The sequence below is a fragment of the Arthrobacter sp. SD76 genome (genome assembly GCF_049726125.1).
In the GTDB taxonomy this organism is placed as follows: Bacteria; Actinomycetota; Actinomycetes; order Actinomycetales; family Micrococcaceae; genus Arthrobacter; species Arthrobacter nitrophenolicus.
The window spans coordinates 54,281-68,702 of record NZ_JBNBLR010000002.1; the positions used below are offsets into that span (position 1 = coordinate 54,281).

Annotated in this window: 16 protein-coding genes and 2 pseudogenes; 14 read left to right on the forward strand and 4 right to left on the reverse strand. The window is 59.2% G+C overall.

Annotation, left to right across the window (positions count from 1 at the left end):
* Positions 1-422: 422 nt before the first annotated feature.
* From ACPEE0_RS21920 to ACPEE0_RS21935, 4 genes and pseudogenes are all read right to left on the reverse strand, one after another.
* Positions 423-1,465 (reverse strand): annotated as a pseudogene (locus ACPEE0_RS21920) (NAD(P)-dependent alcohol dehydrogenase).
* A 69-nt stretch (positions 1,466-1,534) separates the two neighbouring features.
* The gene (locus ACPEE0_RS21925) at positions 1,535-2,287 is read right to left on the reverse strand and encodes an HpcH/HpaI aldolase family protein (protein WP_424575394.1); all 753 of its coding nucleotides are present in this window, start codon (positions 2,285-2,287) and stop codon (positions 1,535-1,537) included.
* Between the two features lie 238 nt (positions 2,288-2,525).
* Positions 2,526-2,693 carry an FCD domain-containing protein gene (locus ACPEE0_RS21930; protein ID WP_424575625.1) on the reverse strand — a complete coding sequence of 56 codons (168 nt, stop codon included), beginning with the start codon at positions 2,691-2,693 and terminating at the stop codon, positions 2,526-2,528.
* A complete protein-coding gene (locus tag ACPEE0_RS21935; RefSeq protein ID WP_424575395.1) occupies positions 2,620-3,177 on the reverse strand; it encodes a GntR family transcriptional regulator in 558 nt (185 codons plus the stop codon). Before ACPEE0_RS21935 ends, ACPEE0_RS21930 begins: the two co-directional genes overlap by 74 nt.
* Before the next feature lie 232 nt (positions 3,178-3,409).
* On the opposite strand from ACPEE0_RS21935, the gene ACPEE0_RS21940 reads away from it, so the two are divergent.
* From ACPEE0_RS21940 to ACPEE0_RS22005, 14 genes and pseudogenes are all read left to right on the forward strand, one after another.
* On the forward strand, positions 3,410-4,210 hold the full coding sequence (locus tag ACPEE0_RS21940; protein ID WP_424575396.1) for a carbon-nitrogen hydrolase family protein: 801 nt from the start codon (positions 3,410-3,412) through the stop codon (positions 4,208-4,210).
* A 10-nt stretch (positions 4,211-4,220) separates the two neighbouring features.
* Positions 4,221-4,889, forward strand: coding sequence for an RraA family protein (locus ACPEE0_RS21945; RefSeq protein ID WP_424575397.1), 669 nt, complete (start codon positions 4,221-4,223; stop codon positions 4,887-4,889).
* A 43-nt stretch (positions 4,890-4,932) separates the two neighbouring features.
* Positions 4,933-6,012: an ABC transporter substrate-binding protein gene (locus ACPEE0_RS21950; protein WP_424575398.1), complete on the forward strand. Its 1,080-nt coding sequence runs from the start codon at positions 4,933-4,935 to the stop codon at positions 6,010-6,012.
* A 30-nt stretch (positions 6,013-6,042) separates the two neighbouring features.
* Positions 6,043-6,309, forward strand: coding sequence for a hypothetical protein (locus ACPEE0_RS21955; protein WP_424575399.1), 267 nt, complete (start codon positions 6,043-6,045; stop codon positions 6,307-6,309).
* 17 nt (positions 6,310-6,326) lie between these two features.
* On the forward strand, positions 6,327-6,833 hold the full coding sequence (locus tag ACPEE0_RS21960; protein WP_424575400.1) for an ABC transporter permease: 507 nt from the start codon (positions 6,327-6,329) through the stop codon (positions 6,831-6,833).
* Positions 6,830-7,603, forward strand: a complete 774-nt coding sequence (locus ACPEE0_RS21965; protein WP_424575401.1) for an ABC transporter permease — start codon at positions 6,830-6,832, stop codon at positions 7,601-7,603. The genes ACPEE0_RS21960 and ACPEE0_RS21965 overlap by 4 nt, the downstream gene beginning before the upstream one ends.
* A 14-nt stretch (positions 7,604-7,617) precedes the next feature.
* Positions 7,618-8,430, forward strand: coding sequence for an ABC transporter ATP-binding protein (locus tag ACPEE0_RS21970; RefSeq protein ID WP_424575402.1), 813 nt, complete (start codon positions 7,618-7,620; stop codon positions 8,428-8,430).
* A 161-nt stretch (positions 8,431-8,591) separates the two neighbouring features.
* A complete protein-coding gene (locus ACPEE0_RS21975) occupies positions 8,592-9,107 on the forward strand; it encodes a thiamine pyrophosphate-binding protein (RefSeq protein ID WP_424575403.1) in 516 nt (171 codons plus the stop codon).
* Entirely contained in the window at positions 9,104-9,745 is a 642-nt protein-coding gene (locus ACPEE0_RS21980; RefSeq protein WP_424575404.1) for a thiamine pyrophosphate-dependent enzyme, read from the forward strand. Before ACPEE0_RS21975 ends, ACPEE0_RS21980 begins: the two co-directional genes overlap by 4 nt.
* Before the next feature lie 7 nt (positions 9,746-9,752).
* Positions 9,753-11,240 (forward strand): NAD-dependent succinate-semialdehyde dehydrogenase, encoded by a 1,488-nt coding sequence (locus ACPEE0_RS21985; protein ID WP_424575405.1) that lies wholly within the window; start codon positions 9,753-9,755, stop codon positions 11,238-11,240.
* 57 nt (positions 11,241-11,297) lie between these two features.
* Entirely contained in the window at positions 11,298-11,519 is a 222-nt protein-coding gene (locus ACPEE0_RS21990) for a hypothetical protein (protein ID WP_424575406.1), read from the forward strand.
* A 177-nt stretch (positions 11,520-11,696) separates the two neighbouring features.
* Positions 11,697-12,101 carry a nuclear transport factor 2 family protein gene (locus tag ACPEE0_RS21995; RefSeq protein ID WP_424575407.1) on the forward strand — a complete coding sequence of 135 codons (405 nt, stop codon included), beginning with the start codon at positions 11,697-11,699 and terminating at the stop codon, positions 12,099-12,101.
* A 275-nt stretch (positions 12,102-12,376) separates the two neighbouring features.
* A pseudogene (locus ACPEE0_RS22000) lies at positions 12,377-13,755 on the forward strand (aldehyde dehydrogenase family protein).
* Positions 13,756-13,860: 105 nt separating this feature from the next.
* Complete coding sequence (locus ACPEE0_RS22005) at positions 13,861-14,274, forward strand: GFA family protein (protein WP_424575408.1); 414 nt, start codon at positions 13,861-13,863, stop codon at positions 14,272-14,274.
* Positions 14,275-14,422 lie beyond the last annotated feature (148 nt).

Sequence of the window (14,422 nt, forward strand, 5' to 3'; positions counted from 1 at the left end):
GACCATGGTGTTTTTCGCCCGTGCAAGGGCGATTTGGCACAGTTGTAACACGCCAATCATGATCAGGGCGCTTCATTATCTAGAGCGGAAACCTGCTCGGTCCCAGTTGGGGAAGAGGCCAGACCGTACTTCGCTGGCAGCCTTATAGGCATATCACCGGAGAATGTCAGCCCTATCTTCCTTTGACTGCGTGTACTCGGGCGCCCACGAGCAGTGGCAAAGTCGTTTGTTCCGATGTGGAAGCCGTCCACAATGGAAGTGCCGCGATTGCTGGCGCTGCCAATATGCGGCGACCGCGGTGGCAGTATCTTGACGAAGGCTTGTAGCGACCATAAAAAGTGGCGGAAGTACGTCAAAAAAGGGGTTGTGTCAGCGTGATTAGCCCGGCATTTTGCCCGAGCCTGAATTGCGGGTAGCGCTTCCTAGCTCAGCGTCGAAATGTCGATGACGAATCGGTACCGGACGTTGGAGGCTAAAACGCGCTCGAAGGCTTCATTAACCTGTCCGGCGGAGATAACTTCGATGTCCGAACCGATGCCGTGCTCTGCGCAGAATTCCAGCATTTCCTGGGTCTCTGGAATGCCCCCGATGACGGATCCCGAGTAGGATTTTCTGCCCCTGAGCAGTGAGAAAACGTCCAGGGAAAGGGGCTCGGCCGGTGCGCCCAAGTTAACGAGCGTCCCATTGGCCGCGAGCAATGACAGGTACGCGTCGACATTGATGGGCGCGCTGACAGTATTGAGGATTAGATCGAACGCGCCCCGAAGGTTCTCGAAGGTTTCTGGGTCCTTGGTCGCGTAAAAGTCGTTGGCGCCTAGACGCAGTCCGTCTTCTCTTTTTGCCGCCGTTTGGGAGAGGACAGTGACTGTGGCGCCCATTGCGTGCGCGAGTTTTACTGCCATGTGGCCCAGGCCGCCCAGACCGACAATGGCCACTTTGCTCCCTGGGGCCACGCCCCAGTGGCGCAACGGTGAGAAAGTGGTTACTCCAGCGCATAGCAGTGGGGCAGCGGCGTCCAGTGGTAGCGCATCGGGTATTCGCAGCACAAAGTCCTCGGAGGCAACGATGTGTGTGGAGTAGCCGCCCTGCGTCATCATCCCGTACTTGTCGTTTGCCCCGTACGTGGGTGTGTTGCCCGTTAGGCAGAACTGTTCCTGGCCCTTTAGGCAATTCGTGCATTCCCGGCAGGAGTCGACGAGGCAGCCGATGCCAACGCGGTCGCCGATGCTGTGTTTCGTTACTGCATTTCCGACGTCGGCGACGACGCCCGTTATCTCGTGGCCGGGACGAGCGGGTATTGTTTGGCGCCCCAATCGCCACGGACGGTATGGATGTCTGTATGGCAGATCCCCGTGAATGCAATTTCTATGAGGACGTCGTGGGGTTCGAGCTCACGGCGTTTGATGGTCACGGGTTCGAGGGGGTGCGATGCTGATGTTGCGGCTAATGCTTTGCTGGTGATCATAAAACGTTCTTCCGAGATTCGAGCGGTGTGGACATCAGGGCGGCTTTTTGTTGGGGCGGCGACCCCCGGTTAGCGGGCTGCGGCCCTGTCACTAATGGCGAGCAGGTCATAGGCGCTTTTGGCCTGCGCAAGGGCTGTTTTGATCCAGTGGTAGTGCACGCCAATCATGATGCGAGGCGCCTCGTTCTCCAGCGCGAAAACTTGCTCGGCCTCCGTCCAGGCGGGAAAGAGCCAGGACTTGCCGGCAGCCTTAAACGCGTTTACACATCGGAGAATATCGGCCCAATCTTCCTCTGACTGCGTGTACTCCCGCCCGCTCATTATGGCTAGGTCGCTTGTTCCGATCTGGAATCCGTCCACGGTGGGAAGTGCCGCGATCTTTTCAATATCCCGTACGGCTGACGGATGCTCGATGAGCGGGAAGCACATGGTGCGCTCATTGATTTCTGCCGTTTGTGCTTGTGTCCATCCGCCATATGAGAAGACACGTCCTCCGGCAAGGCTCCGGTCGCCGACAAGCGGATACTTCGAATGTGCGGTGATTCGCGCGGCGTGGCCAACGTCCTCGATGTGCGGAATGATGACGCCATCGGAGCCGAAATCGAGGGCTTGTTGCACCGGGGCCTGAGCGGGAGCAAGTACCTTCGTGAAAACCTCGAGGCCGAGTCCCTTAAGAACCGGAATAAACGCTTCCAAGGTGGTCAAGTCGAACATGCCGTGTTCGGCGTCGAGAACCACGAAGTCAAAATCGAGCGAGGCCAGAATTTCGGCCATGGGGACGCTGGAGTCGGTAAGCCAAAAGCCGGTTTTAGTCGTTGTCATGAAATTTCCTTCGCTTAGCATGCAGGTACGCGCGGTGTATACGTAGAGAATACACAGCGGCCACTCTCAGGAGAAGACCCCGACCGACGGAACCAGGCACTCCGACAACGTTAGCCCCCAGAACAGGGGCCGAATGCGCTATCGGGCAGGGGGGCAAAGAGATCGCTGTCCCTGCTCCCTCACTAAGGGCCCTGGGCTGATAGGAGCAGCTCTGGCCAGACGGGGGGAAGGTTCGCAGTCAGCGCGGGAAGGTTGAAAATTCAGGCGAGGAAACTCTCAAGTGGTCCCTAAGTACCGTTGCTGCGGCCTCGGCATTGTGGCTAGCAAGGGCCTCAACGATAGCGTGGTGCTGAGCGCGGTTTGCTGAAACGAAGGCCTCCGATCTCAGCCATTGCGACCGGGTGATTGCACCCCACTGGTTTTGTCGGAACAGAGTGTGAAAAAAAATCTATGACCGGGCGGTTGCCGAGCGTCTGCACCAATGCCGCATGAAAAGCTTGATCGGCCTCTAGGTATCGGAGAGCCGCGGCTTCGTCCTCAAAGTCGGCGTTTTCATCCATGATCTCGAGGTTTCGGTACATTGCCTCCGGAACCTTATGCCCCGCTGCACAAAACTCAGTGGCAGCGAAGGACTCGACCATAAATCTTGCGTCATAGGCATCATGAAGATCACTGGAGTTCAACTCGCGGACCTGCGCACCCCGCCGCGGAACGCGGGTGATGAACCGTTCGCCTTCCAGGCGATTGAAGGCTTCCCGTGCCGGCGTACGCGAAACGCCCGCAGCTTCGCAGACGGTGGCTTCATCAATGAACGTTCCACCCGGCAGGGTGCCGTCCAGAATACGCTGGCGTAGCCATACGTAGGCCTTGTCTACGGCGGTTGCTTTCATGGTCCCACTCCTCATCACTGGATCCGGTCAATGCGAATACTCCGGGTCTCATCACTGATTCTGGCAGATGGAACCAGCATTCGGACGACTTCAAGGCAAAAAAAAATACTTCATGTGTACGCGGAACACTCTAGTAACATACCTGAAACTTCCAGCACACATACGCCGTGCACTCTTGACGTATACATAGACTTATTGTTAGCTGGATTACATCAAAGGAGATAGGAGGGGCATGCGGATCAGTATCGGCCAATTGGCTGTTCTCGACGACAAGTCGGCGAACCTCGAGGCGATCGCCCGGGCGACCGCAGCCGCGGCATCAGATGGTGCACAGCTTGTAGTTTTCCCGGAGCTTGCCATGTACTTCAAGCACGGGCTGGATGGATCGTTCCTGCAAAACGCGGAGCACATCCCGGGAGAGTTTTCCGCTTCGATAGACAACATCGCCAAGGAGAACAACATTGCCGTTGCCGTCGGCATGCTGGAGGCTGTAGCGGGTGAAGATCGTGCTTTCAACACCATCTATGTCACCTCATCAAAAGGCACTGCCTTGGCGCGCTACCGGAAGGTGCATCTATATGATGCATTCGGTCTTCGTGAATCCGATGTCATTGCCCCGTCCCTGGATGGGCACGTGGCTACGTTCGATCTAGAGGGTCTTCGCTTCGGGTTGATGACCTGCTACGACTTGCGGTTCCCGGAGAGCGCTCGGTCGCTCGTCGATGCCGGCGCTCAAGTGCTCCTCATTCCGTCCGCCTGGACGCCTGGCGTGCGAAAGGAAGACCACTGGGAAACACTGGTTCGTGCAAGGGCAATCGAAAACACCAGTTACGTGGTGGCACCCAATCAGGCTCCGCCCTTATCCACTGGTTCCAGTCTCATCGTGGACCCCATGGGAATCGTTCTTGCCCAGCTGGCGGAAACACCAGAGACCCGTACCGCGGAGATCACCCTGCGACGCGTGGAACAGGTAAGGACCCGCAATCCCTCCATCGCCAATCGACGGTTTCGCGTCGAACGAATCCCCTCGTGAAAGGCTCGTAATGTATCAGATCGCCCCCACTCCGGCGGTACTCCCCCGGGAGCTCACGGACAGGGCCCTCCTCGTGGAACCGGCAACGCTCGGACACGCTGTAGATCGGGGCTTCACGACTGGAATTCACGCCGTGACGCGGGCAAACCGGTTTGCCGGAACGGCACTTACCGTTCGCCTCGCCCCAATGGACGGAACAGCCCTGCATCACGCCGCCGACGAAGTTCAGCCCGGACACGTCGTAGTCATCGATATGGGCGAAGACCGCGACCGCGCAAGCGTTGGGGCTATGGTGGCCTTCGTCATCGCCCTACGCGGGGCCGCCGGCGTTGTGGTCGATGGCATGGCAACCGACATAGCAGAGCTGGAAGCGACAGGCATGCCCGTGTTCTCACGGGGACTGAGCTCCAAGACGACCCGTCTACTGGGCCTAGGCGGCGATGTCAACCTCCCTGTCGCCGTATCCGGAGAAACAGTGCGCCCAGGTGATCTCGTCATCGCCGACGCTAACGGCATTGTCTTTATCAGCCCCCACCGCTTTGAAAATCTCTATCAAGACTGCATTGATTTCCAGACCGTAGAGGAACCAGCCCGCAAAGAGCTGTCGCAGGGCGTTCGCCTCTCCGACAAGTTCGGGGCGGCGGAGCACATCAAGCGCTCCGCTACCTTCCTCTCGTAGCCCAGGACATCCCCGTTCCGCTCAATAGAAAGCGACAACCATCATGAAGAAATCAGTCAGGATCGTTACCGGCCTGGGTCTGAGCGTTGCTGCTGCCGCCGCCCTTGCAGGCTGCTCCTCCAGCTCCTCAGGCACCGAAGAAACCCAAACGGAAGTTCAAGCGGTCATGTCGGGTGTCAATTACAGTTGTGATGCGCCGAAGGCCGACACGATGACCGACATCACTATCGCCGCAGTTCCCATCGTGAGCAACGGCGCCCTCTACGCCGGGGTTGACAGGGGCTTTTTCGCTAAGCACGGCCTCAACGCAAAGTTGTCCAGCGTCAACGGCTTGCCGGCTTCGATCGCCGCCGTGCAGGGAGGCAGTGTCAACTTCGCTTTCACAGGGACGATCGCCACTTTCCAGGCGATCGATCAAGGCATTCCTCTGACTATTGTTGCGCCATTCGCCGGCATCGCCCCTAAGTATTGGGAGAAGATGCAGGCAGGCGAGGAAGGCTACACACGGGAAGTAACCGCAATTCTCGTCAGTCCCACCAGCGGCATCGAAGATCCGGGCGACTTGAATGGCAAGACTGTCGCTATCGCTGACCCGAAGGGGCAAGGTGAACTCACCGTCCGCCACGTTATCAACGCGAACGGAGGCGACGCCGACACCGTCAAATTCACCACGATGAGCTACGCCGACGCAGCAAACGCGCTGATGGCGGGCCAGGTGGACGCCGCCTATTCGACTGAGCCGGCGATGACCCCGGCAGAGAAAGCAGGGTACAAGATCATCTCGTGGCCTGCAGTGGAGACATTCCACGAAGGGCCGACATCGGCGATGGTCGCCTCGAGCGACTACGTTCTCAAGAACCCTGAGGTCGTTGCACGGTTCAACTGCGCGATCCAGGAGACGACGGCATTCGGGCGGGAAAACCCCGACGTCGTGAGGGCCACTGCGGCACGTGAACAGAAGGTGGATCCCGCAACGCTGGCAAAGGCTGTCGTCCCCTATTACTACTCGAAGGTCGACATGGCCGGTCTTGAGCGGTTCTACAAAATCGAAAAAGAGGAAGGGTTCATTTCCTCGGACATTGATCTCAACGCTGTAGTGGTGCCGCAGGCGCTCAATGAGTAACCGTCGAATCCACATCTCAGAGGGCACCCGATGAAGAGAAAACAGACCAAGGCCGCCCTTAGCGCAGTTCTGGGCGGAATAGTTGGCATCGTCCTTTGGCTGGCCGCGTGGGAATGGGCAACTACGCTGGGGCCCGTGGCCGCAGTATCCGGTATCCCCACCATGAGCGGATCTATCAACCAGGCCATGGCCCTCGCGACTGATCCTACCTTCTGGTCAGCCATCGGTGAGACGGTCGCCATGGCATTGACCGGGTTGCTGATTGCACTCGCCGTGGGACTTCTGGTCGGAGTCTAACAGGGCTGTCCCGGCCGGTGAACGAGGCGCTTGATCCAATGATCCAGTTCCTGCGACCGCTGCCGGCGGTTGTGATTCTTCCGCTCGTGCTGCTCATCTTCGGCCCAACCAGGGAGCTCGGCGTGTTCCTGGCCGCATTCGGAGCGGTGTGGCCCATCCTCGTACAGGTCCAGGTGGGAGTCAGGGATGTGGACCCCGTTGCAATCGACACGGCACGTGCCATGAACCTTAGCTGGGGAAAGACGCAGACCGCAGTGGTGTTGCCCAGCGCCACCCCCTACATCATGACAGGCGTTCGCATCGCTGCCAGCGCAGCGCTTCTGCTGTCGATCGGTGCCGGTCTGCTTGGTGGCGCTCCGGGTCTGGGACGGCGTATTCTCCTCGCTCAGGAGTCTGCACAGTCTGACCTGGCATTCGGGCTTATCCTCTGGAGCGGCCTCCTTGGCGGCGCTCTAGCCCTGATTCTCAATTATGCAGAGCGAACTCTCGTTCGCGGCGGCCGCCCTTTGGAGGAGTACGCATGAGCGTGTTTCGCAAGATCATTATTGGGACTGCAGTCCCGGTCCTGATTGTCATCGCGTATGCGATCTGGACCTCGACAACCCGCAATCCGTACTTCCCGACTCCGCTCAGAATCATTCAGCGTTTCCAAAAACTGTGGCTCTTCGAAAACTTTCTTTCCGACGTAGTGCCCAGCATCGTAAACCTGTTTGCGGGATTCGTGATCGCATCAGTGCTCGGCGTCGCCGTGGGGATTGCATTGGGGCGTGTGAAGGTTCTTCGCCTGCTCTTCACACCTTTGCTGGACTTCGGCCGTTCCATTCCCGCCATCATGCTCATTCCACCACTTGTGCTCGTGCTCGGCGTCGGAGACAACTCCAAAGTAGCGATCATTGCGCTGGGGGCATTTTTCCCGATCGTTCTCGCCACGATCGACGGTCTACGACGCACAGATCCGGCGCTGATCGATGTAACGCGATCAATGAAGCTCTCGCGCTGGAAGGAGCTCTGGGTCGCCTGGATTCCGTCAGCGAGTCCCTCCATAGCCGGAGGCCTACAAACGGGTCTGCAATTCGCCTTCATCCTCATGGTCGCCAGCGAGATGCTTGCTGCTGTCCGCGGCTTGGGCCACATCACCATGCAGGCCCAGCTCACGTTCGATTCCGTGAGCGTATGGGCAGGTATCGTTCTGCTCGCCATTCTCGGCTTTGCACTCAATACCCTCTTCGTCCTTGGTCGCGACCGCGTCCTCAGTTGGTACGTTGCGTCCCGCGCCGCGTCCCGTGCTCGCTAATTTGGAGAACCACCATGAACACAAGCAGCCCCGTTCGTCTGACAATCTCCGACCTGTCGAAAACGTACGGCACAGGGTCGGCAGCCAACGAAGTCCTTCGCGGCATCACCTTCGACGTGCACGTAGGAGAGTTTGTTTGCCTCGTCGGGCCCTCTGGCGCTGGAAAAACCACGCTTCTTCGATGCCTTACACGCCTGATGCCGTCCACTACGGGACAGGTACTCCTGGACGGCGAGAAGCTAACAGGCCCCAGTTCCAAAATCTCCATTGTCTTTCAGGAGTACACGCGTTCTCTCATGCCGTGGATGACTGCAGAAAAGAACGTCGCACTTGCACTGACCAACCGGAAACTGCCCCGAACAGAAGTACGACGTCTGAGCCGAGAAGCTCTCGCGAGCGTTGGCCTTGCCGGGTCTGAAACCAAGTACCCCTGGCAGATGTCGGGCGGCATGCAGCAGCGCGTCGCTATTGCCCGCGCCCTCATTACCGAACCTGAAGTTTTGGTCATGGACGAGCCCTTCGCCTCCATCGATGCACAAACGCGTCTCGAACTCGAAGATCTCACCCTCGAACTTCAGCGTTCCCGCAACATGACCGTGATGTTGGTGACCCACGACATCGATGAAGCCGTCTACCTCTCGGACCGCATCGTCGTCCTGTCAAAGAATCCGGCGACAGTTCAAGAGATTGTCAACGTAGATCTCGGTGCGGAGCGGGACCAATTCACTACCCGGGAGAGCCATCGTTTCGGTGAGCTGCGTTCACATGTACTCGGCCTTATACGGCATTCGCAAGAAGTCGCCAAGGCGAAGGTGCAGCAGCTGTAAGAACGGCTGGCCAAAAGCCTGCTTGCCCTGGGGTTTCACCATCTGACCTCAAGGGACCACATCGATGTGCCATTTCTGAAAGTCACGCTCGAACAACTCAACCAACAATCATTAGGAGTCTTCTCATGTCAGCCACTATTACGCAGGATCGGCATGCCGGGGTGGTGGATGCGATCGTCGGGCTTGATCCCGATGGTGTGGCATACGTGCCTTCGGCGAGTATTGCCCCAATCATCAACGGTGTCCTTGACGCGCAGTCGCGTGGGGACCTGCCGTTGGTCTATCCGGTATCGCGGGAAGAGGAAGCGATCGGCGTCGTTGGTGCGTACCCGTTCGCCGGAAAATTCGGTGTCATCATCATGCAGGACAACGGCTTCGGCAACGCGCTGACCGCATTGACGACTTTCGCCGTGTCCTACCACCTGCCCTTGCTGATCGTCGCGAACACCCGCGGCGGGCTGGGCGAGTACAACTCCATGATCCATTCGATTTCCGAGCCGGTCCCGGCATTGCTGGCTTCGACCAACATCCCGGTCTTCCGTGTGGACCGGCGCAACACGGCCGAGGACTGGGGAGCGACGGTAGCCGAAGCCGGCAACCACGCCCGAATGACCTTCCGACCCGTCGTCGTCCTCATGGAATTTTTCGACCCCAAAGACGGAAAGGCAAAAGCATGAAACGCATCGAAGCACTCCGCGTAGTCGTTGACGCGACCCCAGACATCCCGGTCGTGGCTACCTGCGCCGCAACATCCCGTGAATTGGCCTCCGTCGAGGACCGGGACAGCCACCTGTACCTGCTGGACGCGATGGGCCTGGCCATTTCTGTAGCCACCGGTCTGGCCCAGGCCATCAAGGATTCCCCGATAAGCCGGGCCGTGGTCGTTGAAGGCGACGGTTCGCTGCTGATGAACCCGGGCGCCGCGATTACTGCCGGCTTCCTCGCCCCCGAAAACCTCGTCATCGTGCTCCTTGACAATGGCGTCTATGCCTCCACAGCCTCCATTCCAACTCAAGCCGTAAGCATCGACCTTGGCCGGTTCGCCGAATCCGTGGACCTGAAGGTCTTGCGCGCTGAAACCCCTGATGAGCTGATGCTGGCCTTGAAGCGGACCATGAACTCCGACGGCCCGTGGTTCATCCACGCGCGTACAGAGCCGGGCAACGAACCCGGCACCAAACTGCTGCTTATCGACCCTGTAGTCCACGGCAGCCGCTTCCAGAACTGGCTGACGCCACGACTGACCGAGGCGCCCAAACCAGCCATTAACTCCGGCCCGCCGGCGCCAGAAGAGAACCAAGTCGAAAGCACGTGATCCCCCCATGGAAGACACCATCACAACCGCTGTCCCCTCCCCCATCCCGGTCCTGGGCTTTCCGAAGAATCTGATGCCCATTGGCGGTGCCTGGGTTCCAGCAGCCAGTGGCGGCAGGATCACCGTCCTAAACCCCGCAACCGAGGAGCCCATTGCCCAGGTCCCCGACGGCACCATCGGGGATGGTCTTGCCGCCCTGGACGCCGCGGCCGCTGCCCAGAGCTCCTGGGCCGGGACGCCCGCGCGGGAACGGGCCGATATCCTCGCCGCCACCTACCGGGGCATTATTGAACGCCGGGACGAGTTCGCAGCTCTCATCGTCGCCGAGATGGGCAAGCCCTGGCCCGAGGCCCAGGCTGAAGTCGACTATGGCGCCGGGTTTTTCCGCTGGTTTGCAGAGTCAACGAACCGCCTTCACCTAGAAGGCCAGTACGGGCTCGAACCTGGCGGCCAGTACCGTATCGCTGTTTCCAAGCGCCCCGTCGGCCCGTCGCTGCTAATCACACCTTGGAACTTTCCGCTGGCCATGGGCGCCCGCAAGATCGCGCCCGCCCTCGCCGCCGGGTGCACCACCATATTGAAACCCGCCGAACTTACGCCCTTGACCAGCCTCTTACTCGCCCGCGTCATGGAAGAAGCCGGTGTGCCCGCCGGCGTCGTAAACGTCATCACCACCAACAACTCTCCCGAAGTCGTCGCAGCGATCATGGCCGATCCCCGCTCTCGGAAGGTCTCCTTCACGGGCTCCACCCAGGTTGGACGCGTCCTTCTCACCCAGGCCGCGCAGAACATCATGAACACCTCCATGGAACTTGGCGGCAATGCACCCCTGATCGTGTTCGACGATGCCGACCTTGAAACGGCAGTCGAGGGTGCAATGGTCGCCAAGCTCCGCAACGGCGGCCAGTCATGTATCGGGGCCAATCGCGTCTACGTCCAAAACGGAATAGCTGCCGAATTCACGCGCCGCTTCACCGAGAAGATGGCGGCTGTCAAGATAGGCAACGGCACGGAACCAGACACCGAGCTCGGCCCCCTCGTGGACACCAAACAGGTCCTCAAAGTGGCATCTCTGGTTGAGGACGCCGTCGCCAACGGAGCGCGATGCCTCACGGGCGGTCACCGCCCGGGCGGCACAGGCTACTTCTACCCGCCAACCGTCCTGACGAACATTCCTGCCAACGCGCAAATCCGGACCGAGGAAATCTTCGGTCCGGTCGCCGCGATCTACGCCTTCGAGACCGAAAACGAAGCAATAACAGAGGCGAACAACACCCCCTACGGCCTTGCCTCCTACATCTTCACCAAGGACCTCGCGCGCGCCCTCCGCGTCGCGGACGCGATCGACGCCGGCATGACAGGGATCAACCGCGGAGTCGTCTCCAACCCGGCAGCACCCTTCGGTGGCACCAAAGCCTCCGGGCTCGGCCGTGAAGGTGGCACGGAAGGGCTCGAGGCCTACCAGGAGACCAAATACACAGGCATCCAACTCTGAGCAGAGCCCGACGAGCTCCTGAAGAGTTATGACGCTTCGTCAGGAGGAGAACAACGGATGAAAGCACCACAAATCGTCACGGAAGTGCGACTGAAGCAGAACTGGTCGCACCTAACAACCGGGCAACGCATAACCGTCGCCGAACCGGGCTTGCAGCCCTACAGCGCCACGCTTGAAGAGGTCATGACCGATCACAGCGTCCTCTGGGTCATTGCCGAGAGCGGACATCAACGCAAAGCCTTCGACCATCGCGAGGGGGTGGTGATCACCCCCCTCTGAGCAGGGCATCCGTTAGCGTCCGTGTCCCCTCTCCCCGCAGCCCATCCCTGTTTCGAACCTTGGCAAAAGTGCGCCAACTAATCGAAGCCAGGGACTAGAAATTGAAACATATTTAGGTTTCAATAGTGATGTAGCCCACGCGGCATCACTGACTCCCGAAGAAACAAAGGAAGCATCATGTCTGAAACCACCGCAGTAAGCAAGAACATCAAGGTCATCCCCACCGCCGATTACGTAGCCGTCAAGGAAGCCATGGCCGGCTACCTTGAAGGCCTGACTGTCGGCAACTTCGACCGCATCACCGACTCCTTCTGGGAAGACGCCACCATGCACGGCTTCACCGCAGCAGGCCTGACCGAAGGCACGTACAAGAACCTCAAGCCCTATGTGGACCAGTTCGGTGCCGCCCCCGATTCCAAGTGCCACCTGGACGTCCTGGCGATCACTCCGAGCACCGCCGTCATCCGCATCGATATGGAAGACAACGCAGACGGCACCGACTACACCGACTTCCACACCCTCATCAAGCAGGACGGCACTTGGAAAGTCATCGCCAAGGTCTTCCACCAGTACGGCATCTAACGGCCAGTACGGCATCTAACAGCCCGGCGGTAGTCCTGGCGCCAGCAGGCAAGCGCTAACCCGACAGGGATTCCCATACCAGAACTGCCGGGAAGAGCTATGCGTTATATTCCAAACCAAACATGATCCTTGCAATACAGATACTTCGCTTAGCTTTCAGGCACGAGCGGACAGCAGTCAAAGGAGACCCTGCGTGAGCATTGCAGACCTGACACGGCCCGTTAAGGCGGTCGATTTTTTTCGGCTCCTACGCCTTGTCCATAAATGGAGAACTCGTGACCCCGGAAAAAACATTCGAGGTCTTTAACCCGGCAACTGGCGACGTCCTGGCATTGGCCCCGGACGGAACCGAGCTGCTTGATGATGCTGTGGCAGCGGCGAAAGCCGCATTTCCCAGCTGGTCGAGCCTCCCTTGGGAGGAGCGCGCGGACTACCTGACCCGATTCGCTGCAGCACTTGAGTCCCAGAAGGACGATCTTGCACGGCTGCTGACGCTCGAACAGGGCAAGCCGCTCGCCACGCAGTCAACGTTTGAGGTGGGGCTTGCCATCAACTGGGTTGCGGAAGTCGCAAAGCGACAGCTGCAGGCCGAGATTGTCGAAGAAAACGATGACCACACTGTGGAGGTACGTAGGACTCCTCTTGGAGTGGTCGGAGCGATTGCGCCCTGGAATTACCCCGTACTGCTCGGACTGTGGAAGATCGCCCCCTGCCTCATCACGGGGAACACGATGGTCCTAAAGCCGTCCCGTACACGCCGTTGACGACGCTCAAGTTTGGTGAGATCGCTCAGCAGATCTTCCCGGCCGGCGTGCTCAACGTTGTCTCAGGCGGCAACGATCTCGGCCAGCACATGACCGAGCACCCGGACATCTCGAAAATCAGTTTCACCGGTTCCACCGCCACCGGAAAAAAGGTGATGGCCAGCGCAGCGTCGAACCTTAAGCGGATCACCCTGGAACTCGGCGGAAATGATGCTGCCATCGTGCTGCCGGGAGCAGACCACAAGGCCCTCGTTCCAACCCTGTTCTGGGCGGCTTTTGGCAACTCGGGACAGTGGTGTGTTGCCGCGAAGCGGGTGTACATCCACTCCAGCGTCTACCAAGAATTCCTTGAGGACTTCGTCGCCTACGCCAAGGAGCGGGTGGTGGGCAACGGTCTGGATCCGGAAACCGAGCTCGGGCCGGTACAAAACACCATGCAGTACAACAAACTGCTTGACCTGTTTGCCGACATCCGCAATAACGGCTACAAGGTTCCCGTTGGCGGCACCATCGACGAAAACAGGCCTGGGAACTTCGTTCCTGTGACCGTCGTCGATAACCCACCGGACGACAGCAGGATTGTGCGTGAGGAGCCGTTCGGTCCCGTCCTGCCGATCCTGCGCTATGACGATGTCGAAGAAGTGATCCGCCGGGCAAACGACACCCAGTCCGGGCTCGGAGGATCCGTGTGGGGTCCCCCCGAAGAGGCCGAAGCGGTTGCTCGCCGACTCGAAACCGGAACCGTCTGGGTCAACGAGATCCATATCCATGGTGTGGACCTCCCCTTCGGCGGCCACAAGCAGTCGGGAATGGGCGTTGAAAACGGTGTCGAGGGAATGGGCGAGTTCACCAACCCCCAGACGCTCATGATCAAAAAAGCTAAGGCTTAGCACAGCACAGGCCGCCGCTTCCCGGGGACCAAGGGGCGTGATCACCGCAACACCGATGATCGGGCCACCTGGTCAGTCGCATAAACGAATCGAAGGAAACCGAAAATGAAACTGGATGGACATTGCCTGTGCGGCAATATCACCTACACCTGTGAGACGGAACCGCAATTTACAGCCATCTGCCATTGCACGAACTGCCAGCGCCAGACCGGTGCGGCCGTTTCATTGGTCGTAGGCGTTGATGACATCGACCTCAAAATTGAGGGAGACTCCCTCAAGACTTTCATAACGGTCGGCGAGGATCACGGCAGCAATACCAACCGCTCGTTCTGTTCGGACTGCGGGTCACCCATCGTGAGCCGCATTGACGCCATGCCTGGACTCGCATTCATCAAGGCCGGAACCTTGAACGACACCTCATGGCTGAATCCGACTCTCGAACTCTGGCATCGGTCAGCACAGTCTTGGGTCCCCCCCGTACCCGGCGCCGAAGTACACCCACGAGGAATTCCCGCCTAAAGTATCCGCCGCATGCACTGCGGTCTTTCCTACCGGAAGACCGCTTTGCGCTGACGAGAACCGTTGGGAGGAACAGGGAGAACGACTCCCGGTTCCTCCCAACGGATTTTCCCCCTCAAATTCCCTGGCTTTCCGGTGCTTAGGTGCC